At 64.7% G+C, this 26,467-nt stretch carries 26 protein-coding genes; 17 read left to right on the plus strand and 9 right to left on the minus strand.

Annotated elements, in window-relative coordinates; all coding sequences use genetic code 11:
* The first annotated feature begins 152 nt into the window (after positions 1–152).
* Positions 153–1,046, plus strand: coding sequence for a LysR substrate-binding domain-containing protein (locus tag ACP146_RS00075; RefSeq protein WP_422364721.1), 894 nt, complete (start codon positions 153–155; stop codon positions 1,044–1,046).
* On the opposite strand, the gene ACP146_RS00080 is transcribed toward ACP146_RS00075, so the two are convergent.
* Both ACP146_RS00080 and pdxY read right to left on the minus strand, forming a co-directional pair.
* On the minus strand, positions 1,037–1,666 hold the full coding sequence (locus ACP146_RS00080) for a DUF1062 domain-containing protein (protein ID WP_422364722.1): 630 nt from the start codon (positions 1,664–1,666) through the stop codon (positions 1,037–1,039). The two genes, ACP146_RS00075 and ACP146_RS00080, sit on opposite strands and share 10 nt — an antisense overlap.
* Before the next feature lie 340 nt (positions 1,667–2,006).
* The gene (gene pdxY / locus ACP146_RS00085) at positions 2,007–2,888 is read right to left on the minus strand and encodes a pyridoxal kinase PdxY (protein ID WP_422364723.1); all 882 of its coding nucleotides are present in this window, start codon (positions 2,886–2,888) and stop codon (positions 2,007–2,009) included.
* 118 nt (positions 2,889–3,006) lie between these two features.
* Between pdxY and ACP146_RS00090 the strand changes: the two genes are divergently transcribed.
* From ACP146_RS00090 to ACP146_RS00130, 9 genes are all read left to right on the plus strand, one after another.
* Complete coding sequence (locus tag ACP146_RS00090) at positions 3,007–3,888, plus strand: HpcH/HpaI aldolase/citrate lyase family protein (RefSeq protein WP_422364724.1); 882 nt, start codon at positions 3,007–3,009, stop codon at positions 3,886–3,888.
* A gap of 45 nt (positions 3,889–3,933) precedes the next feature.
* Positions 3,934–5,001: a MaoC family dehydratase gene (locus ACP146_RS00095; protein ID WP_422364725.1), complete on the plus strand. Its 1,068-nt coding sequence runs from the start codon at positions 3,934–3,936 to the stop codon at positions 4,999–5,001.
* 1,531 nt (positions 5,002–6,532) lie between these two features.
* Complete coding sequence (gene sdhC, locus ACP146_RS00100) at positions 6,533–6,928, plus strand: succinate dehydrogenase, cytochrome b556 subunit (RefSeq protein ID WP_299395548.1); 396 nt, start codon at positions 6,533–6,535, stop codon at positions 6,926–6,928.
* 1 nt (position 6,929) lies between these two features.
* Positions 6,930–7,313 carry a succinate dehydrogenase, hydrophobic membrane anchor protein gene (sdhD, locus tag ACP146_RS00105; protein WP_422364726.1) on the plus strand — a complete coding sequence of 128 codons (384 nt, stop codon included), beginning with the start codon at positions 6,930–6,932 and terminating at the stop codon, positions 7,311–7,313.
* A 65-nt stretch (positions 7,314–7,378) separates the two neighbouring features.
* Positions 7,379–9,166, plus strand: coding sequence for a succinate dehydrogenase flavoprotein subunit (gene sdhA / locus ACP146_RS00110; protein WP_422364727.1), 1,788 nt, complete (start codon positions 7,379–7,381; stop codon positions 9,164–9,166).
* A 64-nt stretch (positions 9,167–9,230) separates the two neighbouring features.
* Positions 9,231–10,010 carry a succinate dehydrogenase iron-sulfur subunit gene (locus ACP146_RS00115; protein ID WP_422364728.1) on the plus strand — a complete coding sequence of 260 codons (780 nt, stop codon included), beginning with the start codon at positions 9,231–9,233 and terminating at the stop codon, positions 10,008–10,010.
* Between the two features lie 62 nt (positions 10,011–10,072).
* On the plus strand, positions 10,073–10,417 hold the full coding sequence (locus tag ACP146_RS00120; RefSeq protein WP_422364729.1) for a hypothetical protein: 345 nt from the start codon (positions 10,073–10,075) through the stop codon (positions 10,415–10,417).
* 114 nt (positions 10,418–10,531) lie between these two features.
* On the plus strand, positions 10,532–11,239 hold the full coding sequence (locus ACP146_RS00125; RefSeq protein ID WP_422364730.1) for an FMN-binding negative transcriptional regulator: 708 nt from the start codon (positions 10,532–10,534) through the stop codon (positions 11,237–11,239).
* Positions 11,205–12,290 carry a glycerophosphodiester phosphodiesterase gene (locus ACP146_RS00130; RefSeq protein WP_422364731.1) on the plus strand — a complete coding sequence of 362 codons (1,086 nt, stop codon included), beginning with the start codon at positions 11,205–11,207 and terminating at the stop codon, positions 12,288–12,290. Before ACP146_RS00125 ends, ACP146_RS00130 begins: the two co-directional genes overlap by 35 nt.
* Before the next feature lie 15 nt (positions 12,291–12,305).
* Here the strand turns inward: ACP146_RS00130 and ACP146_RS00135 are convergent, their stop codons facing one another.
* Positions 12,306–12,512, minus strand: a complete 207-nt coding sequence (locus tag ACP146_RS00135) for a DUF6494 family protein (RefSeq protein ID WP_422364732.1) — start codon at positions 12,510–12,512, stop codon at positions 12,306–12,308.
* Between the two features lie 119 nt (positions 12,513–12,631).
* Here ACP146_RS00135 and ACP146_RS00140 point away from each other — a divergent pair, with 119 nt between their 5' ends.
* From ACP146_RS00140 to ACP146_RS00155, 4 genes are all read left to right on the plus strand, one after another.
* Positions 12,632–14,068, plus strand: a complete 1,437-nt coding sequence (locus ACP146_RS00140) for an MFS transporter (protein ID WP_422364733.1) — start codon at positions 12,632–12,634, stop codon at positions 14,066–14,068.
* 106 nt (positions 14,069–14,174) lie between these two features.
* Positions 14,175–14,969, plus strand: a complete 795-nt coding sequence (locus tag ACP146_RS00145) for a phytanoyl-CoA dioxygenase family protein (RefSeq protein WP_422364734.1) — start codon at positions 14,175–14,177, stop codon at positions 14,967–14,969.
* 17 nt (positions 14,970–14,986) lie between these two features.
* The gene (locus ACP146_RS00150; RefSeq protein ID WP_425032140.1) at positions 14,987–16,336 is read left to right on the plus strand and encodes an NAD(P)H-dependent oxidoreductase; all 1,350 of its coding nucleotides are present in this window, start codon (positions 14,987–14,989) and stop codon (positions 16,334–16,336) included.
* Between the two features lie 556 nt (positions 16,337–16,892).
* A complete protein-coding gene (locus ACP146_RS00155; RefSeq protein WP_422364736.1) occupies positions 16,893–17,267 on the plus strand; it encodes a hypothetical protein in 375 nt (124 codons plus the stop codon).
* Between the two features lie 89 nt (positions 17,268–17,356).
* Here ACP146_RS00155 and ACP146_RS00160 read toward each other — a convergent pair whose 3' ends face one another.
* From ACP146_RS00160 to ACP146_RS00185, 6 genes are all read right to left on the minus strand, one after another.
* Positions 17,357–18,058 (minus strand): glutathione S-transferase N-terminal domain-containing protein, encoded by a 702-nt coding sequence (locus tag ACP146_RS00160; protein WP_422364737.1) that lies wholly within the window; start codon positions 18,056–18,058, stop codon positions 17,357–17,359.
* 74 nt (positions 18,059–18,132) lie between these two features.
* Entirely contained in the window at positions 18,133–18,957 is an 825-nt protein-coding gene (locus tag ACP146_RS00165) for a phosphodiesterase (RefSeq protein WP_422364738.1), read from the minus strand.
* An 83-nt stretch (positions 18,958–19,040) separates the two neighbouring features.
* On the minus strand, positions 19,041–20,285 hold the full coding sequence (locus tag ACP146_RS00170) for an extracellular solute-binding protein (protein WP_422364739.1): 1,245 nt from the start codon (positions 20,283–20,285) through the stop codon (positions 19,041–19,043).
* Between the two features lie 150 nt (positions 20,286–20,435).
* The gene (locus ACP146_RS00175) at positions 20,436–21,410 is read right to left on the minus strand and encodes a carbohydrate ABC transporter permease (protein ID WP_422364740.1); all 975 of its coding nucleotides are present in this window, start codon (positions 21,408–21,410) and stop codon (positions 20,436–20,438) included.
* Entirely contained in the window at positions 21,407–22,327 is a 921-nt protein-coding gene (locus tag ACP146_RS00180; RefSeq protein ID WP_422364741.1) for a carbohydrate ABC transporter permease, read from the minus strand. Before ACP146_RS00180 ends, ACP146_RS00175 begins: the two co-directional genes overlap by 4 nt.
* On the minus strand, positions 22,327–23,541 hold the full coding sequence (locus tag ACP146_RS00185; RefSeq protein WP_422364742.1) for an ABC transporter ATP-binding protein: 1,215 nt from the start codon (positions 23,539–23,541) through the stop codon (positions 22,327–22,329). Before ACP146_RS00185 ends, ACP146_RS00180 begins: the two co-directional genes overlap by 1 nt.
* A 139-nt stretch (positions 23,542–23,680) precedes the next feature.
* Between ACP146_RS00185 and ACP146_RS00190 the strand changes: the two genes are divergently transcribed.
* The 3 genes from ACP146_RS00190 (at position 23,681) to ACP146_RS00200 (ending at position 26,369) form a co-directional block, all read left to right on the plus strand.
* Positions 23,681–24,544 carry a LysR family transcriptional regulator gene (locus ACP146_RS00190; protein ID WP_422364743.1) on the plus strand — a complete coding sequence of 288 codons (864 nt, stop codon included), beginning with the start codon at positions 23,681–23,683 and terminating at the stop codon, positions 24,542–24,544.
* Between the two features lie 140 nt (positions 24,545–24,684).
* Positions 24,685–25,587: a DMT family transporter gene (locus ACP146_RS00195; RefSeq protein ID WP_422364744.1), complete on the plus strand. Its 903-nt coding sequence runs from the start codon at positions 24,685–24,687 to the stop codon at positions 25,585–25,587.
* Between the two features lie 35 nt (positions 25,588–25,622).
* Positions 25,623–26,369, plus strand: a complete 747-nt coding sequence (locus ACP146_RS00200; RefSeq protein ID WP_422364745.1) for an SDR family oxidoreductase — start codon at positions 25,623–25,625, stop codon at positions 26,367–26,369.
* Positions 26,370–26,467 lie beyond the last annotated feature (98 nt).

The following is a 26,467-nucleotide window of genomic DNA, read 5'->3' on the forward strand; positions in this document are numbered from 1 at the left end:
CCGCCCGGCCGCCGGGGTGAAAACCGTTTGCCGCTGCGGCCGAATTTATTGAGAAAATCTCTAATCATCTGCTAAAGATCGTCTGGTATGACTGGCCTTTCAAACGCGAAGGCTGCAATGGCTATTGAGGTTTTCTCAAGATAGGAAGAACTGTGCGACGACTTCCTTCGCTCAGAGGTTTGCAGGCTTTCGAGGCCGTGGCCCGATTGGGAAACCTCGCCGCCGCCGCCGAGTTTCTCGGCATCACCGGCAGTGCCGTCAGTCACCGCATTCGGGGACTGGAGAAGGAGCTGGGTGTGCCGCTGCTTCAGCGCTCACCGCGAGGACTTTCTCTGACGGCGGCCGGAAGCCGGTACCGGGAAGGCGTGGCGGGCGCCTTTGCCGAACTGGGCCGCGCGACCGCGGATCTGCTGGCGCCCGATCTCTCGCGGCCGCTTACCATCAGCCTCACCTCCGAGGTGGGGCTGCGCTGGTTGATGCCGCGCTTCCATCGCTTTAGAGAGCGGCATCCCGACATAGACACCGCCCTGCTCAGCACCTACGAGGTCGTCGATCTGCAGGCGGGCGAGGCCGACGTCGCCCTGCGCTATGGCAAAGGGGGCTGGGCCGGAGAGGAGGTCGTGCCGTTCCTGAAGTTCTCGGTCTCGCCGGTCTGCGCGCCGGCGGTTCGCGAGCGTATCGCCGGGATGTCGCCTCTTGAGGCGCTGGAATCCCAGGTAATCATTCGCGAGAGCTATCACGACTGGGCGCCGTGGCTCGAGGCCGCCGGTATCGACGATTTCGAGCCCAGAGGCACGCTGCAGTTCCGCGACTATTCCATGGCGATGGCCGCGGCGGTCGCCGGGCAGGGCATCGTTCTCGGGTATTCCGGCTATGTCGACGCGGAAGTCGCCGCCGGCCTTCTGGTCCAGCCCTTCGAACTCAGCGTCCTGACCGGCAAGGGCTATTACCTCGTCTATCTCAGCGAGCGCCTTGCCGATCCGCGGGTGCGGGCCTTCCTGGATTGGGTGCTGTCCGAGACGGAGGCGGCTGCGCCTCAGCCGTGAGCTCCCGCCGCTGCGATGGCCGCGGCTACGGACATCTGCGAAAGATCGATGAGCATCCGCATTCCGTCTACAGGCGGATTTCGCAGCTTTCCCTTCCGCGGTGGAGAAAGGGTCAGGCGGCCCTGGTCCTGCAGGTGTTGAAGCCGGCTGCGGGAAAGGCCGAGTTCCGCAGCAAGCAGCCGGTCAAGCCGCAGGCTTACCGCAACCGGAATGACAAAACCGATCTCCAGCCGCCCCGCCGTTTGCGCGCTGCCGGACATCAGCGTCTTTTGCACGAGCGCTTGGGGGAAAGTCTCGACCTTCTGAGCTTTGGTCCGCAGGTCGCCAAGGTCGAAAGCCAGGCGCCGGGCGGTTTCCGGGTCGTTTGCCTGCAGTTGGGCCAGGAATTCGGGGCTGATGCCGTTCACGGTTCTGCGCTCCAGCAGGGGCCGGTTCCAGGTGTTGCCGCAGGCCGTGCAGTTGTAGATCAGCCAGGCATCGAGGCGTTTGCCGTTGGCGTTGATCCTGAACTTGTCACTGCTTCGAAAGGCTCGGCTGTTGTGGCAGCGGCTGCAGGGCAGCCAGGGTTGCGGGGCGGTTTGCGGAACGATCGTCCAAAGGACGCGTAAGACATCGGACATGCCGGCTTGCTCTTCCCATTGGGAAGTTCGTCAAGACGACGGCAAGAAGGGGCCAAGAGGCCACGGTGTGGCGACGGTTTACGATGCGAAGGAGGTCAGGCGCAGGGCGGGCGGAGAAACCGGCCGAGATCCAGCCGTGCCATACCGGTCTCGAACCGCCACCAAGAGGAACTCACATTCATCGGTTCGGCAACGCGTGTGGCGCTACCGTTTTGATTGGTGGAACTGGTGAGACCGGCGGTTACGATGGCAAAGTGGTTGCTGCCCTTGGGTTGCTGACGGCGCAGTGATAGCCAAAACGGCGGCAAAAGGGAAGGCCGCGGCGCTTGGGGAATTTTTCTCAGGAGACTTCTGCTGCAGAGAACTGGGTTCGGGGATCGAGAAGCCGGTCCTGGGCGGCGACGATCTGCAGTTCGGCTTCGCCGCTGTCCAGAGTGGTCTGCAGGACCTCGAAGATCGACGCGGCTGCGGCGGCGAGCGCATCCGGCAGCTCCCGGCTTTTCAGATAGAAACCCAGAAACAGGGCAGCCACCGCATCGCCGGCGCCGTTGGGCGGCGGGTCGATGGGCAGGCGCGGGCAGGTGACGCGCCAGCAGCCCTCCGCCGAGACAGCCAGCATGGCAACCGATGCGGCATCGCCTACGGCTTGTTGCCCCGCTTGTTCCCCAGCTTGTTCGAGGGAGGTGACAAGAACGGCTTTCGGTCCCTGCTTCAGCAGAGCCTGCGCGGCGGCGAGGGTCTCTGCCTCGCTGTTCAGACTGCGGCCGCTCAGGATCTCCAGCTCGAAGAGGTTGGGGGTCAGGATGTCGGCCGACGGCAGCGCCCGCTCGCGCAGGAAGGCGGGCACGCCCTCGCGCACGAACAGTCCCTTGCCGCGATCGCCCATCACCGGATCGCAGAGCCAGATCGCTTCGGGATTGGCGGTGCGGATGCGCTCGGCCGCGTCCAGGATTACCGCGCCCAAAGCAGGATCGCCGATGTAGCCGGTCAGCAGCGCGTCGCAGCGCGCCAGGGCCCCGCGCGCCGCCAGACCGTCGATCAGCCGGGCGACATGGTCGGCGCTGAAGACCTCGCCCTGCCAATCCGGATAACCGGTGTGGTTGGAGAACTGGACGGTATGGACGGGCCAGACCTCAAGCCCCAGCCGCTGCAGCAGAAAGACCGCCGCGGCATTGCCGACATGGCCGTAGGCCACGTGGGATTGAACAGAAATCACGTTCATGGGGGCGCAGCTTGCCACAGGGCGCGCTTGCATTATAGTCGCGCCGCGTTCCATCCCATGACACCTTTTCTAGGGGCCGCCTTTCCAAGGGGCCGCCTTTCCAAGGGAGAGATGATCTATGTCGACTGCCGCCCGGCCCCGCCGCTCGGTCCTCTATATGCCCGGCTCCAACGCCCGCGCCCTGGAGAAAGGGCGCAGCCTGCCCGCCGATGCGCTAATCCTGGATCTGGAAGACGCCGTTGCGCCGGATGCCAAGGAAGTCGCGCGCCGGCAGATCGTCGAGGCGATAGCCGCCGGCGGCTACGGCGCAAGGGAACTGATCGTCCGGGTGAACGGTTTCGACGGCCCCTGGGGCGACGACGATGTGAAGGCCATGGCGACCTCCGGCGCCGATGCGATCCTGCTGCCCAAGGTCGAGACCGCCGCCATGGTGCGCGATCTCGAAGCGCGCATGACCGCCGCGGGCGCGCCCGACGACATGAGCATCATGTGCATGATGGAAACCCCGCTCGGTATGCTGAACGCCCTGGAAGTGGCCGCCGCTTCTCCGCGCATCACCTGCCTGGTGATGGGAACCTCCGATCTGGTGAAGGACCTGCAGGCCGCCCATACGCCGGAACGCCTGCCGGTACTGACCAGCCTCAGCCTCTGCATCCTGGCGGCGCGGGCCTACGGCATCGCCATCGTCGACGGCGTGCACCTCGATCTTTCCGACGACGAAGGCTTTGCCGCCCACTGCGTCCAAGGCAAGGAACTCGGCTTCGACGGCAAGACCCTGATCCATCCCAAGACCGTCGCCAAGGCCAACGAGGTCTTCGCCCCGTCGGAGGAAGAGGTCGCCTGGTCGCACAAGATCATTGCCGCCCATGCCGAGGCGGCGGCGGCCGGCCAGGGCGTTGTCGTCGTCGACGGCAAGCTGGTGGAGAACCTGCATGTCGAAGCGGCCGAACGGCTGGTCGCCTTGGCCGATGCGATCTCCGAAATGGAAAAAGCCGCCTAGAGCGAGTCCGGTCTAGAGGGGCCGATCTAAAGGAGACCTGGGCCGATGAGCAAGGCGGATACCGGCAACTTCTTCGAGGACTTCCAGCCCGGCCAGGTGTTGCGCCACGCGACACCGCGCAGCCTGACCGCCGGCGATCAGGCACTCTATACGGCGCTCTACGGATCGCGTTTCGCGCTGCAGTCGTCCGATGTCTTTGCCCGGCAATCGGGGCTGCCCCGGGCGCCGCTGGACGACTTGCTGGTCTTTCATGTGGTCTTCGGCAAGACGGTGCCGGATGTCTCTCTCAATGCAGTCGCCAACCTCGGCTATGCCGCCGGGCGTTTCGGCGTCCCGGTCTATCCCGGCGACACGCTGAGCGCCGAGAGCGAGGTGATCGGCGTCAAGGAGAACTCCAACGGTAAGACCGGCGTCGTCTATGTGCGGACCCGGGGCGTGAACCAGGAGGGCGCCCTGGTCGCCGACTACATCCGCTGGGTGATGGTGCGCAAGAAGGATCCGGCATCGGCGGCGCCGGAGCCGGTTGTGCCGGACCTGCCGGGCGCGGTGGCTGCCGAAGAGCTGACGATTCCCGACGGCCTCGACTTTTCGGCCTTTGATCCGGTTGCCGCCGGCAGTCCCCACCGCTGGGACGACTATCAGGTCGGCGAGAAGATCGACCACGGCGATGCCATGACCATCGAAGAGGCCGAGCATCAACTTGCCACGCGGCTCTATCAGAACACCGCAAGGGTCCATTTCAATCAGCACGCCGAGGGCAAGGGGCGTTTCGGGCGCCGCATCGTCTACGGCGGCCATGTGATCTCCCTGGCCCGTGCGCTCAGCTTCAACGGCCTCGGCGCGGCGGTGAAGCTGGCGGCGATCAACGCCGGCACCCACGCCGCCCCCAGTTTCGCCGGCGATACGATCTATGCCTGGTCGGAGGTGCTGGAGAAGACGGCGCTGCCGGGACGCAGTGATCTTGCCGTATTGCGCCTGCGCACGGTCGCCGCCAAGGACCACGCCTGCGGTGACTTTCCGTTCAAAGGGACGGAGGGCAGCGATGGGGGCGGACGGTATCATCCCGCGGTGGTCCTGGACCTCGACTACAGTGTCCTGATGCCACGCGCATAAAAGCGACTACATCTTGGGGATAGCGCCAAGTATTGTGTTTTATTGTCGAGAGAGCACAAAATTTGGTTGAAAGCGGCGAATCGCTCGTGTAATGAATGAGGCGCCGGGTGCAGAGGAGGAAACCTCTTCTGCGCTGTGCCCCGGAAGAAAGGGCAACACCCGACGCCTCGAGAGCTGGATCCAGCTCAGCGCGATCGCAGCGGCCAGTGAGTTCTTTGTTCAAATCTGCGCGCAGATACCGGGCCTGGCGTGACCGATAGAGCGCAGCGAGATCAAAACCCTCCCCGAGGGGAGCGAACTCACCCGGATGGCACCTTCCCGACTTTGCAGTCTTCTTCCGACCTCTGATCCGCTCGCTTTGCCGCGAACCGAAGTTCGCTGCGCTGCAGGCAGTTCCGACCGGGCCCAGGCAACCGCTCCGAAGAACTGTCACCCGTCAGGCGGCGGCGCAGGGCACGCCTCCTGATCCCGATTCCCGAGAAACCGCTTCCGAAGAAGCCGCTTCTTTGGCTGCAGAGTCTCCGCAAGCGAAGTCTCCGCTGCCTGGGAACCGTGCAGAACCTCGTGAAAGGCTCCGCCGTCCCGGACTGGCCAGCCCCCCGACACGGGGAAGGGGAGCGGCCGTCGCCGGAAGATGACGGTACAGAGTCTGACCGACACCCTCCAAACCAGCGGTCAAGAACTGCAGGGCAACCCGACCACCGGCGCCGGGCAAGTTGTCTCCGAAGAAACCACCCGCCCCCAGACTTTGGCTCCACGTCCCGGCACCGCCAACTCCCGAGAGAGTTCTTGGTACCGGCGCTCTCTGATCCGAAGACCGTGACCCCTGTGTCGTCTGACCCGAAGGCCTGCCGTCACCGAAATCACGGGAACCGAAGTTCTCCGAGACCGCCGCTTCCCTCCACCGCCGGGACCGTGAGATCCCTACTGCTTCAGGTTGCGTCCCGAGAGGCCGAAACCCCCCGGAAGGGCCGCTTTCACCGCCATCTGGCGCTTTCGCGTGCAAGAAGATGCTCGCCCGAATCATCTTGAGCGACAACACGAAATTTCTGCAATGCCTCAAAATCTTGTGCATAGTTTCGCCGGTGCTGCACAATTCCTTCACATCTTGCCCACAGCTCTGTCCACAAGGGTTAACAAGACCCGGAAACGAAAGCCGCCGCCGGCTGCGAATCGCCTGTCGCCGGCTCTGGATCCGCCTGGTTGTAACCGGGCGTCGTTGCGATGCATCATCATGTCGATTCCCGGGATTTCGAAAAGACCGCCCTGCTCTCGCCAAAGGACTTTTAAGATTATGATATATTGGCGTGTTTCCGGCCCTCGTGAGCCGCTTGAAGGGTGCCTGCGTTGACTTGTGTTGCGCTGCGGTCTAAATCACCTCCGTCTAGAGGTATTGTTCAGACTTACGCTCTATGACTGCGGTCTGCGCCATGAATTCTTTGCGCGGGCACTCCTCTTACAAGATGATGCTTAAGTTCAGTCGCATCAACACAGGCACTCAAACCGACGCAGAGCCCAAAGGCAGCCGCATATGAGCAGTTCCAACAGGCCCCTTTCCCCCCACCTACAGGTCTACCGGCCGCAGATCACCACAATGCTGTCGATCCTGCACCGCATCACCGGTATCGCGCTGGCGGTGGGCACGCTGCTGCTGATCTACTGGCTGGCGGCGGCGGCGAGCGGGCCGACGGCCTTTGCGACGGCGCAGGAACTGGTCGGCTCGATCTTCGGGCGCCTGCTGCTGTTCGGCTGGACTTTCGCGCTGTTCTATCACCTCAGCAACGGCATCCGGCACCTGTTCTGGGACGCGGGTCTCGGCTTCGAGATGCAAACCGCGGAGCGCAGCGGCTGGGCGGTGGTCGCGGCCAGCGTCGTGCTGACGGTTCTGAGCTGGGTTCTCGGCTACATGTCGATGGGAGGGGCCTGAGATGAGCCTGCGTTCCCCCCTCGGAAAAGTACGCGGACTGGGTTCCGCCAAAGACGGCACCGGCCACTGGTGGGCCCAGAGGCTGAGCGCCCTGGCGCTGATTCCGCTGACGCTTTGGTTCTGCGTCGCCCTGGTGTCGCTGAGCGGCGCCGACCATGCGGCGGTTGCCGCCTGGGCCGGTTCGCCCGTCGTTGCCGGGCTGCTGATCCTGCTGATCGCTGCGACATTCTATCACGCCTATCTGGGTGTCCAGGTGGTGATCGAGGACTACGTTCATCATGAGGGGTTGAAGATCGCCGGGCTGCTGTTGGTCAAAGGTGCGTCGGTCGTTCTAGCCCTCACCGGAATTCTGTCGGTCCTGCTGCTGCTCTTCGAGCGCGCTTGAGGCCGGCTTTTGACGTTGGTACCGAGTAACCCAAGACCTAAAGCAGAACGAACTGAGGGCCGCGCATGACCAAGTCCTACGAGGTAGTCGATCATACCTATGACGTCGTCGTGGTCGGCGCTGGCGGCGCCGGCCTGCGGGCGACCCTGGGTCTCGCCGAAGCCGGCTTGAAAACTGCCTGCGTCACCAAGGTCTTTCCGACCCGCAGCCATACCGTCGCGGCCCAGGGCGGGGTCTCCGCCTCCCTCGGCAACATGGGCGAGGATGACTGGCGCTGGCACATGTACGACACCGTAAAGGGCTCGGACTGGCTGGGCGATCAGGACGCCATCGAATACATGGTGCGCGAAGCCGCGCCGGCGATCCTGGAACTGGAACACTACGGCATGCCCTTCAGCCGCACCGAGGACGGCAAGATCTATCAGCGCCCCTTCGGCGGCATGACCACCCATTACGGCGAGGGCATCGCCCAGCGCACCTGCGCGGCGGCGGACCGCACCGGCCATGCCATGCTGCACACGCTCTATCAGCAGAGCCTGCGCCAGCACGCCGAGTTCTTCATCGAATACTTCGCCCTCGACCTGATCATGGAAGACGGCTCCTGCCGCGGCCTGATGGCCTGGAACCTGGACGACGGCACCATCCACCGCTTCAAGGCGCAGATGGTGATCATCGCCACCGGCGGTTACGGCCGGGTCTATTTCTCCTGCACCGGCGCCCATACCCAGACCGGCGACGGCAACGCCATGGTGGCGCGCGCCGGCCTGCCGCTGCAGGACATGGAGTTCGTGCAGTTCCACCCCACCGGCATCTACGGAGCCGGCTGCCTGATTACCGAGGGTGCGCGCGGCGAGGGCGGCTATCTCACCAATTCCGAGGGCGAGCGTTTCATGGAACGCTATGCGCCTTCGGCCAAGGACCTGGCGAGCCGCGACGTGGTGAGCCGCGCCATGACCATGGAGATCCGCGACGGCCGCGGCGTCGGGGCCGGCGACGACCACATTCATCTGCACTTGGAACACCTGGACCCGGCGCTGTTGCACGAGCGGCTGCCGGGCATCTCGGAATCGGCGCGCATTTTCGCCGGCGTCGACGTAACCAAGGAACCGATTCCGGTGCTGCCGACCTGCCACTACAACATGGGCGGCATCCCGGCGCTGTTCAGCGGTGAGGCGGTGACCGAGAAGAACGGCGACCCCAACACCGTGGTGCCCGGCCTGATGGCCATCGGCGAGGCGGCCTGCGTCTCGGTGCACGGCGCCAACCGCCTGGGTTCCAACTCCCTGCTCGACCTCGTGGTCTTCGGCCGTTCGGCGGCTAAGCGCTGCGCCGAGATCCTGACCCCGGGCGACAGCCAGCGGCCGCTGCCCGAGGATGCCGGCGACAACGCCCTGGACCGCCTCGACAAGGCGCGCCACGCCAAGGGCGATATCCCGACCGTGGAACTGCGCCTGGAAATGCAGCGCGCCATGCAGGGCCATGCCGCCGTGTTCCGCACCGGTGAGTCGCTGAACGAGGGTGTCGGCAAGCTCGACACCGCCTGGCAGAAGCGCGGCGACGTAGCGGTCACCGACCGCTCGATGATCTGGAATTCCGATCTGGTCGAAACCCTGGAACTCGACAACCTGATGTTCCAGGCCAAGATCACCATGGAGTCCGCCGCCAACCGCCAGGAAAGCCGCGGGGCCCACGCCCGCGAGGATTTCCCGGACCGCGACGACGTGAACTGGATGAAACACACGCTGGCCTGGTGCGGCGAGGACGGCAAGGTGCGCTTTGGCGACCGCCCGGTCAGCCTCAACACCCTGACCAACGAGGTTCAGACCTTCCCGCCCAAGGCGCGCGTCTACTAAGCGCCCGGTAAGCATGCAGCGAAAGTTCCCGGACTATTGGCTCTGGTTTTAGAGAAAGAATTCGATGGCTGAGTTCGCACTTCCCGCCAATTCCAAGATCGGCACCGGCAAGTCCTGGCCGAAGTCGGCGGACGCCGGCAAGACCAAGACCTTCAAGGTCTATCGCTGGAATCCCGACGACGGCGAAAACCCGAAGGTCGACACCTTCGAGGTGGACCTGGACAGCTGCGGGCCGATGGTTCTCGACGCGCTGATCAAGATCAAGAACGAGATCGACCCGACCCTGACCTTCCGGCGTTCCTGCCGCGAGGGGGTCTGCGGTTCCTGCGCCATGAACATCGACGGCACCAACACCCTGGCCTGCACCAAGTACCTCAGCGAAATCGGCGGCGACGTGAAGGTCTATCCGCTGCCGCATATGCCGGTGGTGAAGGACCTGGTGCCCGACCTCACCCAGGTCTACGCGCAGTACGCCTCCATCGAGCCCTGGCTGAAGACCGAGACCCCGGCGCCGGAGCGCGAGCGCGCCCAAAGTCCGGAAGAGCGCGCCAAGCTGGACGGCCTCTGGGAGTGCATTCTCTGCTTCTCCTGCTCGACCTCCTGCCCCAGCTACTGGTGGAACGGCGACCGCTACCTCGGCCCCGCCATTCTTTTGCAGGCCTACCGCTGGATCGCCGACAGCCGCGACGAGGCGACCGGCGAGCGCCTCGACCAGCTGGAAGATCCCTTCCGGCTCTACCGCTGCCACACCATCATGAACTGCACCAAGACCTGCCCCAAGGGCCTGAACCCGGCCAAAGCCATCGCCGAGATCAAGAAGCTGATGATCGAGCGCAAGGGCTGAGCGGGTTTAGCGCCAGACCAAATCCCCTGGCGGCAGGGGGCAGGGCGTCCTATCTCTAAGGGATGCTGATCAGGATCATTCTGGGCGTTGTGGCGGCCGGTGTCGCCGGAACCCTTGCCAATGCGGCGGCGGCCGGTCTGTTCCTGCGGCCCGATCTCTTCGAGCGGCTGGCGGTGGTGCCCAACCGCTACTTCATCGGCATCGCGCTTGCTCTTGTCATCCCCCTGATCTACCGCCTGCTGCGCGGTCCCGCCGGCGCGCTGGTGGCGCTGGCCTTTCTCACCATCGCGCCCTCGCTGCTGGCCAAGCTCGGTCTCGGCGCCATGACCGCCTGGACCACGGTGCTGGCCTTGAACTTCGTCTACGCCCTGGCCGCCCTGGTCGCCTACCGTCTGGTGGTGCGCTAAAGCCGCGTTCAACGCCAAAGTGGTCCGGCATATTCGGTCCCTAGTGGCTCTTTTGCAGATCCGGATGGCTGCTTAGTCTGCGCCGCCGCCACGCAGTCAGACCGGACCCGTCCCATGTTCGTTCCCAAGGCTTTTCGCCTCGACGACCGCCAGCAGATCGCGGCGGTGATAGAGGCCAACAACTTCGGCCTTCTCGTGACCGCTGCGGCGGGTGCGCCTGAGGCCAGCCACCTGCCGTTTCTTTACGACCCGGCTGCCACAGCGGCGGGGCCGCAAGGCACCTTGCGGGCCCATTTGGCGCGCGCCAACCCGCAGTGGCGCGACTTCGCCAAGCTGGCTGAAGAAGGGTTCGAGGCGCTGGTGATCTTTCAGGGGCCGCACAGCTACATCTCGCCCACCTGGTACGGCGGCGGACCGCCGACCGTGCCGACCTGGAACTATGTCGCCGTGCACGCTTATGGCGTGCCGCGGATCATCGACGATGCTGCCGAACTGCGCGATATGCTCGATGGCATGGTTGCACTCCATGAGGCGGAAGAGGCGCAGCCCTGGCCCACCGCCGGTCTCGAAGAGGGGTTTATGCAGGCGATGATGCGCGGCGTGGTGGCTTTTGAGATTCCGGTCACGCGTCTGGAGGCCAAAGCCAAGTTGAGCCAGAATAAGAAGCCCGCGCAGCTTGCCGCCGCGACGGCGGTGCTGGAGGCCGCAACGGACCCTCTGGCGCGGCAGACCGGCGCCTGGATGCGCGCGGCCGTGAACAACTTGGAAACCAAGGCTTCCGCCGACCATGAACAAGGAAACCCAGACAAGCGGCAAGGATAAGGGCGGGCTGTCGCGCGCTTCGCGCTTCTGGTTGATGGCGACAGCCGTCCTGATCGTTTTCGCGCTGCTGGGGATCATCGCGCCCGGTGAGACGCCGGTTGCCGTCGACCGTTCGACCCAGGCGCCCCTTGATCTACAGGGCCACCGCGGCGCCCGCGGCCTGATGCCAGAAAACACCCTGCCGGCTTTCGAGACGGCGCTGGCCCTCGGGGTCACCACCCTGGAACTGGATACGGTGATGACCGCCGACGGCGTGGTGGTGGTGCATCACGACCGTCGTCTCTCGACTGAACGCACCCGTGACAGCGCCGGTAGCTGGCTGACGGAGGCGGCGGCCGCGCCGCTGATCGATCTGACTTTTGCGGATCTTGAAGTCTATGACGTCGGCCGCGCTAAACCCGGCAGCCGTACCGCCCGGCGGTATCCCGAACAGGCCGGGTTGGACGGCGTTGCGATTCCCAGTCTGGCCGCGGTCATCGCGCGGGCGGAGAGTCTCAGCGGCGGAACGGTCCGCTACAACATCGAGACCAAGATCTCGCCGCTCTCGCCGGCGGACTCGGCGGAACCGGCAGCATTTGTCCCGGCCCTCATCGCGGTGATCCGCAACGCCGGGGTCGCCGAACGGGCGGCGGTGCAGTCCTTCGACTGGCGTACCTTGCTGCTGGTGCAGGAACAGGCGCCGGAGATCGAGACCGTTTACCTGACGGCAGAGCAATCCTGGCTCGACAACCTCGGGCGCGGTGCGCGCGAGCCCTCACCCTGGATCGGCGGTCTTGCGATCAACTGGGCCGAGGTGACGCCCCCGGCGGCGGTGAAGGCGGCGGGCGGCGCCGTCTGGTCGCCCTATTTCCGCGATCTGAAGGAGCAGGACTTGCGGGAGGCGCAACGCCTGGGCCTGCGCGTCGTCGTCTGGACGGTGAACGATCCGGACGACATGGCCTCCCTCATCGATCTCGGAGTCGACGGCATCAGCACCGACTATCCCGACCGCGCCGGCGCGGTGATGCAGGAAAAGGGCTTGTCTCTGCCGCCGGCGTTTCCCGGATCGTAACAAATCCGACCGGGATCAACCGAGCGAGATGTCGCCGGTGATCTCCTGATTCAGGTCAAGACCTTCCACGGAAAGAACGACCTTGGCTTTCAGGGTTTCGGAACCGGTCAGCTTGCCGCCGTCGATGGCGCCGCGCACGGCGGTCTCGATCTCGCGCTGCGAGGTGACGCCCACTTTCTTCAGAAACTTGCGCAGTTCCATGTTGAAGGTTTCTTCGTTCATGACCGGGCTCCGGAATTGGTTGTGATAGCATTGGCATTTAGATAGCCCTCCGGCCGCGCCGCGACAATCATTCTGGTGCAAACGAAGGCGCCCGGCGAAAGAGAAGACCTTCTTTGACGGTGAACGGCAGCGATTCGGCGCAGTGGCGCGACATTCTGAACCGCGAGCACGGAGCCTCCCTTGCCGTGGTCTGCCTTGGCGTCTGGCTGCATGCCGCCGATGCCCTGCTGGTTTCCACCATGATGCCGGCCATCGTCGCGGAGATCGGCGGCATCAACCTGATGCCCTGGACCGTGGCGCTCTATGAGATCGGCTCCATCGTTGCCGGGGCGGCCAGCGGTCTGCTCGCCCTGCGCTACGGCCTTCGATTGCCGATGGCGGCGGCAGCGGTTCTCTTCGCCGCCGGCTGCGCCGCCTCGGCCCTGGCGCCGGAAATGTGGGTGCTGCTCGCCGGACGCTTGTTCCAGGGCTTCGGCGGTGGTGGGCTGATGGCGCTTTCCTTCGTTTCGGTCGGCCTGCTGTTTCCCCGGCGGCTGATCGCCCGCGCCATGGGCGTGGTCTCGACGATCTGGGCGGTCTCGGCCTTTCTGGGGCCGCTGATCGGCGGGCTTTTCGTCGAACTGGCGTCCTGGCGTCTCGGTTTCTGGTTCTTCGCCGTGCAGGCGGTGTTCCTCGCCCTTTGGATGGTGACACGGTCGGAGCAGGCCAGGCTCAAGCCCGAGGAGACGGCAGCGGAGCGCTTTCCTATTGTCCGTCTTCTGTGGCTCTCAGCCGGTGTGGTGTCCATTGCCTATGCGGGCATCGAGATTTCGGCGCTGCGCACCCCGGCCTTCGTTCTGGCCGGTGCCGTCTGCCTGATCGTTTTTCTCAGGCTCGATGCCCGCAGAGCTGGCAATCGTTTGCTGCCGCTGAAGCCAATCTCTTTGCGCAATCCGCTGGGCGCGGCGCTGACCATGATCCTCTGCTTCACCGCCGCGACCATTGCCATGAGCATCTACGGGCCGCTGCTGATGACCCGGCTGCACGGCGTTTCCGTTCTGGTGGCCGGTTATGTGCTGGCGGTCGAAGCGGTGGCCTGGGCGGGGACCGCCGCCCTGCTGGCGGGCACGCCGGAGCGCCGCGATCCGCAGATGATCCTGACCGGCATGCTGCTGGTCACGGCCAGCATCCTGGGCTTCGCCTACAGCGTGGCCGCTGGACCGATCTGGTTGATCGCCTGTTTTGCGGCGCTGCAGGGCTGCGGCTTCGGCATGGCCTGGACCTTCATCCTGCGCCGCGCGACGGGGCTTGCGCCCGACGGTGAGGCCCAGCGGGTTTCCGGCGCGATCCCCACGGTGCAGCGGCTCGGCTATGCCCTGGGGGCGGCCTACGCGGGCATCGTCGCCAATGCCGCGGGCATCGGCAGCACGGGTGCAACCGCGTTCTTCGATACGGTTGCCACGACCGTCTTCCTCGCCTGCCTTCCCCTTGCCGTTCTGGGTTTGATTGCTGCGGCGGCCTTTGTCCGGCCGGTCTCTTTCCCAGACCAAGCTGGCCGGCAAAGCGCCGGAGAATAGGCGCGCTTTTTTTGCCAGGACTGCGGCTTTGAGGGATACTGCGTCCCTGAAGAACCAATCGCCCTGCAACGAAGAAGAGGCGAGGCTGAAACGAGGGAGGCCGCAGATGCTTTTGACCGAAGAACAGCGCACGGAATTCGACCGCGAAGGGTATCTCTTCCTGCCGCGGGCATTCTCGGAAGACGAAGCGGCGCTGCTGCGCGGCGAGGCATCGCGCGTCTTCGCCTTGGAGCGCGAGGAGGTCTGGCGCGAAGACAGCGGCGCGCCGCGAACCGCCTTTGCCGCCCAGGCCTACAGCGAGCCCTTCCGGCGTCTCGGCCTGCATCCGCGGTTGGTCGAACCGGTGACGCAGTTGCTCGACGGCCCGGTCTATCTGCATCAGTACAAGGTGAATGCCAAGGCGGCTTTCGACGGCGACGTTTGGCAGTGGCATCAGGACTACGGCACCTGGGCACGCGACGACGCCATGCCCGAAGCGCGGGCGATGAACATCGCCGTCTTCGTCGACGAGGTGACGCCGGTGAACGGCCCGCTGATGTTTATTCCGCGCAGCCACAGAGAGGGCGTCTACGAGACCGGTCATGATCTGGAGACGACCTCCTATCCGCTCTGGACGTTGGACCGCGAAACGGTCACCCGGCTGGCGGAAGCCGGCGGCATCGTCGCGCCCACCGGGCCCGCCGGCTCGGTGCTGATGTTCCACTGCAACCTGGTGCACGCCAGCCCGCCGAACATCAGCCCCTGGGGGCGGACCATCGTCTACCTCTCGCTCTGTCACGTCGACAATCACATCCGCCAGTTCAAAAGGCCGGACTGGGTGGCGCATCGCGACTTCACGCCGATCGAACCGCTCGCCGACGACTGTCTGGCCGAACTGGTCGCCCAACAGGCAGCGGAGTAACCGGCCCATGAATCTGCATGCTCTGTTGGGCCGCCGCGCGGCGGAAGGAAAGCCCGTCCGCATCGGCCTTATCGGCGCCGGTAAGTTCGGCACCATGTTTCTGGCGCAAGCCGCACTCACCCCCGGTTTCCACGTGGTGGCCATCGCCGATCTGGCGCCTGAGCGCGCGCGCCTCTCTCGCCAAGGCCGGTTGGCCGGAAGAACGCTACGCTGCGCCCGATATCGACACCGCCATGGCACTGGGCAGCACCTGGATCACCGAAGATGCAGGGGCGCTGTTCGGGGCGGAGGACATCGCCGTGGTCATCGATGCCACCGGCCATCCCGCCGCCGGCATTCGCCATGCGCGCCTGGCCTGCGCCCACGGCAAGCATATCGTGATGGTCAACGTCGAGGCCGATGCCCTGGCCGGTCCCTTGCTGGCGGCGGAGGCTGAGAAGGCCGGGCTTGTCTACAGCCTGGCCTACGGCGATCAGCCGGCGCTGATCTGCGAGATGGTCGATTGGGCCCGTGCCTGCGGTTTCCCCGTGGTCGCGGCGGGCAAGGGCACCAAGTACCTGCCTTCCTATCACAAGCTGACGCCCGACGATGTCTGGAATCACTACGGTATCACGCCGGAGGACGCGGCCAAGGGCGGCATGAACCCGCAGATGTTCAACTCCTTCATGGACGGTACCAAGTCGGCCATCGAGATGGCGGCGGTGGCCAATGCGACCGGGCTGACACCGGCGCCGAGCGGCCTCGCGTTTCCGCCGGTCGATGCGGAAAACCTGGCAACGGTTCTGCGTCCGGCCGCCGAGGGCGGCAGCCTGCATCACAAGGGCCAGGTCGAGGTGATCTCCTCCCTGGCGCGCGACGGCAGTGCGATCGAGCGGGATCTGCGCTGGGGTGTTTATGTCGTCTTCGAAGCGCCGAGCGACTATGCGCGGCGCTGCTTCGGCGAGTACGGCCTGGCGACCGATCCCAGCGGGCGTTACGCGGCGATGTACAAGCCCTATCACCTGATCGGCCTGGAACTCGGTATCTCGGTTGCCTATGCCGGGGTGCTGGGACAGGCAACCGGCGCGGCGCGCAGTTGGAGCGGCGATGTCGTGGCCACGGCCAAACGCGACCTCCAACCCGGCGAGGTCTTGGACGGTGAAGGCGGCTACACGGTCTGGGGCAAGCTGATGCCGGCGGCGGACAGTTTGCGCGGTGGCTGCCTGCCCCTCGGTCTTGCCCAGGGCATCAAGCTGGTGCGTCCGGTTGCCGAAGGAGCGGCGCTTTCCTGGGATGACGTCGCCTTCGATGCAGCCGATCCATCGGTCGCCTGCCGGCGGGAGATGGAGCAGCACTTCGCCGCCGGGAAAGCCAGCGCCGCGGAGTAGGTGTTTTTGATTTCTTCGGTTCCAGCCCGCTCCCCCCTCCCGGCCACCCAATGAGATTATCCTAGTGGGTGGCCGGGAGGGGGGAGCGGGCCGGCGCCGCTTCGACGTAGTCGAAAACAAAAACAGCAATAGGTTTAAATCCCCGCGTCACGATGTTTTCAAGCCTGCGTGACTTTCCCTTGCGAATCATTACTCCCAACCCCAGATTTATACTTGAGAGTTCTTTTCTCAAAAGGCCCGGTAAAGACTGAGGGCCCGCCGCGGTTTCGCCGGTTGAAAGGCTGTGTCGATTGCCCTGAGAGCGGGGAAAATCGCGGCAGAAAAGGGTTTAGCGGCACCTGAAAGGCGTAAGGCCTTTGCGCTGCAACGGCCGCCCGGCTCGCCCGAAAGAGTCCGGAGCCTGTGGTAAAACCCACCGCTTTTCCACAACAGCAAAGTCACAATGGGTTCTTGATCGGGAATATCCCGGCCGCTTCGACGTTAGTCTTGTATGAACGAAGAACAGAGTCGTTTCGACAGACAAGACAGTCGAAGAAATTCGAAGGAGGCGAAAGCCATGAGCAAGACGACTGCATCTGAAAGGAGCCCGCGAAAGCGCCTGAACGCGTCGGTCCTTGCGCTTGCGTTGGCAGCCCCCCTGGCGATCCCCTTGGTCGTTGCGGCGACCACCGCATTTTCCGGCAACGCCGAAGCCCAGGGGCCGCAGTGCGCCCCCCGCGAGGCGCTGCTGAAGAGCCTGTCGAAAAACTACAAGGAAGCGCCGGTCAACATGGGCGTGACCTCGACCGGTTCGCTGATCGAGATTCTGGCGAGCCCCGCCGGTTCCTGGACCATTCTGGTCACCGTACCCGGCGGCCCGACCTGCATGGTCTCCTCCGGCGACGGCTGGCGCGACGTGCCGGTCCAGGTCGCCCAGGATCCGGCTGTTTAGGGAACCTTGCCGTTTAGGGGACCCGGCTGTTTAGGGGACTCTGCCGTCTAAAGGAAAACGAACAACGGCCTGGCAAGCCTCGCCCGATATCAGGCCGCGCTGTCGAAAGCGGGGACGGATCGGGCGAGGCCGTCGAAGAGGTCCAGCATGCAGTGGCGCCAGGCCCGCAGAGTGGAATCTTCCGGCGCCAGGATGTCCTGGTCGCAGACCGACCGCGCCCATTGGAATTCCGCAAAAGCCAGATAGTCGGCGTAGGCCGGCCGTTCCCCGCAGATAAAGGAAGACTCGGCCAGGTGCTGGCGCAGCGGCTCCAGCACCGGGTGGAGTGCTTCCAGATAAAGCGCCCGTCGCGCCGCCAGATGCTGCAGGCTCTCGCCGTAACGGGCTTCCCGTGTTTGGCGATAGTAGTCGCGGTCATCCGGATGAACGGCGGCCAGCATGTAGGGTGCCAGGATCGGCGAGAGCGCTTTCTGCAGGCTGTTGTCTGTCCAATGACTGATAAAACGCGCCAAAGCGCGTCCGCCCGCGCCGTCGAAGAGGGAAGGCGCGTCGGGGTAGGTGTCTTCCAGATAGCAGGCGATGTCCCAGGAGTCGCTTACCACCCGGTCGCTGTCGGCCAGCACAGGCACCTTCGCCTGGCCGCTGAAGGCGACGCGGTCGCGCTCGGTAAACTTCACCGGGCGGTACTCCGGTTTCAGGCCCTTGTGGGCCAGCGCCAAGCGCGCGCGCCAGCAATAGGGGCTGGGGCGCCGGTCGTCGCCGCAAAGCCGTTCGTAGAGGATCAAGCCCATGGCCGCGTCTCTTCGCCGTTTTCCATGCTTCTCATGGTGGCGAAGTCGGCGGCGGCTGCCAAGTCGGTAAGTCGTTAGCGCGCCATGGTCTGACGGTCCCAGTCAGCGTAGTCGGGCGAGCCCTCGACACGCACGTCCCCGGTGTAACCGAACTCGACCATCTGCACCGTGACCGAGCCCTCGTCGGCAAAGATGACGGCGTAGGATTCCGGAAGGTCGGAGGCGCTGAGCAATTTGCTTTCCGCGAAATTCGCCCAACCCGCATGGTTGGTGCCGCGCGGTGAGCTTGTCGGGATGCCGCGAAAGGATCCGGCGAGCGGCAGATGACAGTGGCCGTGAAAGATGTGGGCGACCTTGTCGCGGTGGGCGGCGACAACGTCACCGAAGGCGTCGGCATCCAGCAGCATGATCCGGTCCATCGGGGCGATATGCGTCGGCGCGGGGTTGTGGTGCATGAAGAGATAGACGGGACGTGTCGCGGCTGCCAGGCGTTTGTCGAGCCAGGCAAGGCGCTGCGCGTCATAGTGGCCGGCATGACTGTCCGGTCCCCAGGTGTCGATCAGAAAGGCGTCTCCCGCGCTGAGCGGCACGACGCGCTGGACATGCCCGTCCTCGTCGGCCAGTTCGGGAAAGACCGAAAGAAAGGCCGGACGGTCGTCGTGGTTGCCGATGCAGAGGTAGACCGGCAGCGGCAGCGCGGCGATGCGCTGGCTCAGGTGCTCGTAATCGGCTTTCTCACCCCAGTCGGAGAGGTCGCCGGTGATGATCACCGCTTCGGCATCGGGGTGATGGTCCAGGGCATGCGCCAGGGCGCGGTCGAAGTTGGCGTTGGAATCGCGTCCGCCGATGGTCTGGCCCGGCGTCGTCAGGTGGATGTCTGTCAACTGGATGAGTTTCATCGTGATCTCCGAGGACGGGGACGGCTGCGGGCCATAACCGCAAGCCGTCCCCGCCATGGGGTTTGGCGAAGAAGGGATCTGCCTCAGTTCAACAGATCACCGACTTCTTCGGAGAGTTCGCTCTGCAGTTCGGTCATGTCTTCATGATCGCCGACGACGATGCCCTCGATGCCGTCATAGATCACCTGGGTGATGGCGAGGCCATTGTCGCCGGGATAGGCCTGCCACTCGCGCAGCAGCGGCAACTGGTTGACGGCGGTCTTCTTGTTGGGGTTCTGCTGGTAGAAGTCCGCCAGGATGATTTCGTTGGCGGCCTTGTTCGGCGGCATGTAACCGGTGGTGCGGGCGACGTCTGCAGCACCCTCGCCGGAGGTGATGAACTTCAGCCACTTCCAGGCCGCGTCCAGCTCCGCCGGGTCTTCGGAGGTCGAGACCAGCATTGCCGAGTTGCCACCGGCGGGCAGGCCCTTGGGCGTGCCGTTGATGCCGGGGAAGGGGCCGGTCTTCAGCTCGAAGTCGCCCTGGGAGCGCTCCACGGCGCCGAGCGCCGAGGTCGACCAGAACATCATGCCGATCTCACCGGCGGAGAACGACGAGAGTGCCGCCTTCCATTCCAGGTTCTGCATGTCACAGCCGCGGAAGATGCTTTTCATGGTGTTCAGCGAGTTGAGGGCCTCCGGGCTGTCCAGAGAGACCTTGGTGCCCTCGACCGTCGGCTTTTCCTGGGTCCACATCAGGGCCTGCAGGAACCAATTGCCGGTGATGTTCCAGCCCCAGAAGACCGGGTTCTTCACGCCCTTGGCCTGCATGGTGCGGCAGGCGTTGATGACCTCCTCCCAGGTCTCCGGCAGCTTGTCGATACCGCCGGCGCGCAGCACATCCATGTTGTAGTAGCCGACCGGCAGGGAGACGGAAAACGGCAGTCCGTAGACACCGTTGTCGAAGGTGCCGAGATCCAGCATCGCCTTGTGATAACCGTCTTTCTCGAAGTCGGCTTCCTTGGCGATGAAGGGCTCCAGAGAACGGGCGATGCCTTTCTCGACCAGGATCGCCTGGCGGTTCAGGCCCTGCATGGTGACGTCGGGCAGGGTGCCGGCCACCGCCTCGCGCAGGATGGTGTTGGTACCGTCTTCGTAGGATTCATAAGTGGCGCGGAACTTGATCTCGATGCCGGGGTTCTCGGCATAGAACTTCGGCAGGATCTTTTCGTAGGTCACATCGAAGAGGTGACTGTAGGGATAGCCGAATTCGACGACGATTTTTTCTTCTGCCATGGCCGGCGCGGTCATCAGACCGAAGACCATTGCGGTGGTCAGAAAAGCTTTCATGCGTTATTCCTCCTAAGTTCAGAGAGGCGGTATGGGGTGAGGCTGCCACTTCGTTCCCCTCGGCCGCCCGATCGATCCCGGTTCGCCGGGAACTTCCAGCGGGGGTGCGGTCCGTCTGCACCCCCAGTTCTTTTTCCGTTTCCGGCTTCCTTATTTCATACCCGTCAGCGTGATCCCTTCGATGAAGCGGCGCTGGGCCATCAGGAAGGCGATGATCAGCGGCGTCACGATAACGGTCGCCGTCGCCATCATCGGGCCGAAGAAACTGCCGTCGGCATCGCCCTTGAACTCGCGCAGGCCCAGCGGCGGTGTGAAGAGTTCGCGGTTGCCGGTCACCACGATGCGCGGCCAGAAGTAGTCGTTCCAATGGGCGACGACGGAGAAGATGGCGAAAGCCAGCAAGGCCGGTACCGCCGTCGGCAGCATCACCCGCCAGATGATCGAGAACTCGTTCATGCCGTCCATGCGTGCGGCGTCGATCAGATCGTCCGGCACGGTCAGGAAGAACTGGCGCATCAGAAAGATGCCGAAGACTGAAATCGTCCAGGGGATGATGAGGGCGGCGTAGGTGTTGGTCAGCCCGACCTTGGCCAGCATGATGTAGAGCGGCAGGGCGACGGCATGAACCGGAATCAGCAGGCAGAACAGGACCATGGTGAACACCAGGTCGCGGCCGCGCCAGCGCAGCTTGGCCAGGGCGTAGGCACAGGGCAGGGCGATGACGACCTGGATGAAAAAGATCGAGGCGGTGACGATGACCCCGTTCAGCAGGTAGCGCAGCAGCGGCGCCTCGGAAAAGGCCATGGTGTAATTGAAGACCGCCGGGCGCACGGCGCAGGCCTCCTGCAACTCGGTCATCAGACTCACCTGGATCTCCGCCGTGCTCTTGCCGGGAAAGCGAGGCGCGGCGGCGGCGATGGCGGCGCGGTCCGGGGCGCCGCGGATCACGCAGCGCTCGTCGATCATCTCCGCCTGGCTGCCGAAGAAGCCGCCGACATTGCGCTCGATCTCGCCGGGCGATTTCAGCGAATAGGACAGCATCACGTAGAACGGCAGGATGACGATGACCGCGCCGAGAATCAGGATGGCGTGCTTCCAGGTTTCGGTGGTGGAAAAGCGGCTCATGCGTAGTGCACCCGGCGTTCGACCAGCCAGCGCTGGATGAGGGTCAGGAACAGCACGAAGGCCAGGAAGATGACGGTTACCGCGGAGCCGAGCCCGATGAGGTTCTGCTGGATGCCTTTTTCGTAGATGGCGAACATCATCACGTAGACCGACTTGGAGGGACCGCCGCCCTGGGGGTAGAAGGCTTCGATGGTGTCGAAGACCTGAAAGCTGCGGATGCAGGTGATGGTCACGACGAAAACGGTGGTCGGCCCCAGCATCGGCCAGGTGACGAGGCGGAAGCGTTCCCAGCCCGAGCCCGCGCCGTCCATGGCGGCGGCGTGATACAGCTCGCGCGGGACCGAGGTCAGTCCGGCGAGATACAGCACCATGTTGAAGCCGAAACCCTGCCAGACCCCGATGAAGGCAACCGACCAGATCGCGTAGTCTTTATCGCCGAGCCAGAGCGGGAAGTTGCGCGCGCAACCCTGGGCGAAGAAGCCGAAGGCCTCCAGCCAGGTGCCGCAGCTCAGGGCCAGGGTCTGGTTGACCAGGCCGATCGTCGGATGCAGCGCGAACTCCCAGACGATGGCCATGGCGAGCAGGGCGGCCATGACAGGCAGGAAGTAGACCGTTTTGTAGAAGTCTCCGAAGCGCTTCAGGGAGTTGATCAGGAGCGCCGCGCCCAGCCCCAGCCCGACGGCCAGGGGCACCACCACCGCGACATAGGTGAAGGTCGCGACGAACATCTTTTCGAAGGAGGAGCGGGTGACGATGCGTTCGTAGTTGCGCCATCCCACCCACTCGGTGCCGTCGTTGCCGAGGCTGTAATCGGTGAACGACAGAAAGGCGGCGACCAGGATCGGGGCGACGAGGATCACCAGCATCAGGAGGATCGCCGGCGCGACGAACCAGATATGGGCGTTGGAGCGCGCCATCAGGAGGCGACGGCGGTTTCGTGCTGAGGCGCTGGCGGCTGTGTGGCCGCGATAGGTGCTGCGCGACGACCCGGCGCTTCGTCCGGAAAACGCAGCCGCCTGCCGTCTTTGGCGAAGGTCATGGCCTTGCCCGGCGCTGGGGCGGCATGAACAAGGTCGCCGAGGGAAATGTTGGTTGCCGTCTCGCCCGGGGTGCGGACCACCAGGCGGTGGCCGCCGAGGTCGAGGTGCAGATAGACGTCCGCGCCCAGGTTCTCGCGATAGGTCACGCTGCCGGAGAAAGCGCCCTCCCGCGCCGAGGCGACGACGGAGAGATGTTCGGCCCGTAAGCCGATGGTGATCTCGGGGCCGATGGTGACCTCGGGGTTGCCGCCCGGCAGAACTTTCGCCAGGACAGCGCCGAGACAGGTGACACGGCCCTGGGCGTCCACCGTGGCGGGCAGGGTGTTGATCTTCGGCGAGCCCACGAACTCCGCGACCCGCAGATCCGCCGGGTCGTCGTAAACCACCTGCGGCGAGTCGAGCTGCAGGATTTCACCGCCCATCATCACCGCCATGCGGTCCGACATGGTCAGTGCCTCCGCCTGGTCGTGGGTGACGTAGATGAAGGTGGTGGCGAGGGCGCGGTGCAGTTCGGCAAGTTCGGCGCGCATGTGGACGCGCAGCGCCGCGTCGAGATTGGACAGCGGTTCGTCCATCAGGAAGGCGACGGGCTTGCGCACCATGGCCCGGCCCAGGGCGGCGCGCTGGCGCTGGCCGCCGGAAAGCTGCCCCGGCTTGCGGTCGAGCAGGGCCTCGATGCGCAGGACCTTCGCCGTTTCTGCGACTTGGCCGCGCAGCGCCAGGTGTTGCCGGCGCGCCAGCAGCGGCCCCAGGACCGGCAGGCGCTGGTCAAAGCGCAGGTCGCGCAGGCGCAGCGGCACCATCATGTTTTCCGCCACCGTCAGATGGGGATAGAGCGCATAGGACTGGAACACCATGGCCAGATTGCGGTCGGCGGCGCGGGTTCGGTTGACGATCTCTCCGCCGATGCCGACGTCCCCGCCGCTCTGGGCTTCCAACCCGGCGATGATCCGCAGCAGGGTCGACTTGCCGCAGCCCGAGGGGCCGACCAGGGTGAGAAACTCACCGCCCGGAATGGTGAGGTCGATGCCCTTCAGGACCTCCGTTTCGCCAAACGATTTTCGAACTCCAGCAAGACTGATCGTCGCCAACAGACTGTCCCCGCATCCAAACCCCGGCCCCTGTTGCGGCGACTCTTAGCAAAGTAGATTGAACTTGATGTGACATTGTATTAGTCAAATTAATACATCTTCAGAATTGCGTTTGCCGAGGCGGAACAGGCCGGCCCCGATGAAGCCCAGCCCCTATCAAATTGCCGCTTTCACCGCCGCCGCCAGAGAGCGCAGCTTCTCCAAGGCGGCTGCCGTCCTCGGTGTCACCCAATCGTCGATCACCCAGCACGTCGCCAAGCTGGAACGCCTTATGGGCACCCTGCTTTTTGTGCGGCGGCGCGATGGCCTGGAACTGACGCCGGCGGCTGAGGAACTCTTTCAGGTTTCAGACCGGCTCCGCACGCTGGAGCAGATCATCGATGAAAAGGTGGCGAGCTACGGCGCGCTCTCCGCCGGGCATCTGCGGATCATCGCCAATGCGCCGCGCCCGGCGCTGCCGGTGATTGCGAAGTATACGCAGCTCCATCCGCAGGTGCAGATCGACTTCAGTCTCTACAGCTGGACCATCGCCATGCAGAAGCTGCATGAGCGGGACATGGACATTGCCATTATCACCGAGCCGGAAGTCGTCGAGGGTGTCTCGCTGCATGAGATGAGCCAGACGCCCTACAAGCTGCATGTGCGCCGCGACTATGCCCTGGCCGGACGTAAAGCCGTCTCTCTGGCGGATCTGAACGAGGAAATCGTGGTGATGCCGGAAGACGGCTCTTTCACCCAGCGCATCGTCGACGCCAAGGTCAAGGCGGCGGGCCTCCAACTCTCGCGGGTGATCAAGACCTCGACCTTTCCGGTGGTGAAGGAGGCCGTCCTGCACGGCGTCGGGGTGGGCATCGTTCTGGAGGACAGCCTCTTTCCGTCCAACAATCTGGTCGCCCTGCCGATCCGGGAGATGCCGGAGACCTATCGCCACTGCCTGGTCACGCCGCCCTACAAGCGCGACCTGCGCCTGGTGCGCAGCTTCGTCGACGTGGCACTGGAATAGCGCGCTAAGGGCCCTCGCCGATTGTCGGCTGACAATGCAGGTCTTGTGGCCCGCTTCAGCCGCGGGCTAGGCTTGAAGCCGTTCTTCTTTCCCTTTCCGCGCACACTCTCCGCCGGCTTCCGCGAAGGCCCTGTCTTGTCATGTTCAACGCCTCTCTCTATGGGCTGACGGTCCTGATCTGGGGCACCACCTGGATCGCCATCAAGTATCAGGTCGAGGGGGTCGCGCCGGAGCTTTCGGTGGCCTATCGCTTCGCTTTGGCGGCGGCGGTGGTCTTCGTCTGGGCGCTGGTGGCGCGGCAGCGTCTGCGCTTTGCCTTGCGCACCCATGTGCTGCTGATGGCCATGGGCGCCTGCATGTTCTGTTTCAACTTCTACTTCTTTTATCTGGCGGCCAATCACCTTACCTCCGGCCTGCTGGCGGTGGTGTTCTCCACCGCCTCGGTGATGAACATCATCAACGGACGGCTGTTGCTCGGACGCCGTTCGACGCCGCGTACCCTGCTGGGTGCGGCGCTGGGGATCGCCGGGGTGGCGGCGCTGTTCTGGCCGGAGGTGCGGGCCTTCGATCTTGGCGACGCCGGTGTCGCCGGGCTGCTGCTGTCGCTGCTGGGCACCCTCTGCTTTTCCCTCGGCAACATGACCTCGGTGCGGGCACAGGCCGAGGGTCTGCCGATTCTCGCCTGCAATGCCTGGGGCATGGCCTATGGCGCCTTGATCATGTTTGCCCTGGCCGCTGTCGTCGGGGCGCCGCTGACCTTCGACACCGGCTTTCCCTATGTCGCTTCGCTGCTCTATCTCGCGATCTTCGGCTCGGTTCTGGCCTTCGGCGCCTATCTGACCCTGTTGGGCCGCATCGGTGCCGACCGCGCCGCCTACGCGACGGTCCTCTTTCCGATCGTGGCGCTGGCCATTTCGACCGTCTTCGAGGACTATCGCTGGACCACCGAGGCCCTGGCCGGGGTGGCGCTTGTGCTGACCGGCAATATCCTGGTACTGACGCGTCAGCGCCCCAGGCCGGGGCAAGCCGCACCCACTTCGTAATCTGGTCCACTTCGTAGCAACAAGGAGGTGCTGTGATGTCCGGAACCCTGTTGGTCACCGGCGCCAGCCGCGGCATCGGCGCCGCCGTGGCGCGGATGGCGGCGGAACGCGGCTATGCGGTCTGCGTGAACTACCTGGCTTCGGCGGCCGCTGCCGAACAACTGGTCGGCGATATAGAAAAAGCCGGCGGTCGGGCCCTGGCGGTGAAGGCGGACGTGGCCCAGGAGGCGCAGGTCGAGGCGCTCTTCAAGACCCTCGACGCCGAACTGCCGCCGCTGGCCGGGCTGGTCAACAATGCCGGCTTCTCCGGCCTGGTGAACCGGATCGAAGGCGCCCCGGCGGAGACGATCCGCCAGGTGATGGAACTGAACGTGCTGGGCAGCATCTGGTGCGCACGGGCCGCCATCCGGCGCATGGCCCGGTGCCACGGCGGCCGGGGCGGGGCCATCGTCAACATCTCCTCCGGCGCGGCGACTCTGGGCAGCCCGGGCGAATATGTCTGGTATGCCGCCTCCAAGGGCGCCATCGACAGCCTCACGATCGGCCTCGCCAGGGAAAACGCCGCCGAGGGCATACGCGTGAACGCGGTGGCACCGGGATTCGTGAACACGGAAATCCATGCGGCCGCCGGCATGCCGGACCGTCTGGAGAAGATCGCCCCGACCATGCCCATCGGCCGCGCGGCGGAGCCCGAGGAGATCGCCGAGGCGGTGATCTGGCTGCTCTCCGATGCCGCCTCTTATACCACCGGCGCAATCTTAAGGGTTGCTGGCGGCAGGTAGAGCAACCAGGGTGTTTGACCGAACCCCATTTCCCTGGACAGCTTCAGATTATAGGCGCACAAACGTTAGGCGTTAGTCGGGGGACTTGGGGGGCATTG

The organism is Pelagibius sp., from assembly GCF_965249265.1.
In the GTDB taxonomy this organism is placed as follows: domain Bacteria; phylum Pseudomonadota; class Alphaproteobacteria; order Kiloniellales; family Kiloniellaceae; genus Pelagibius.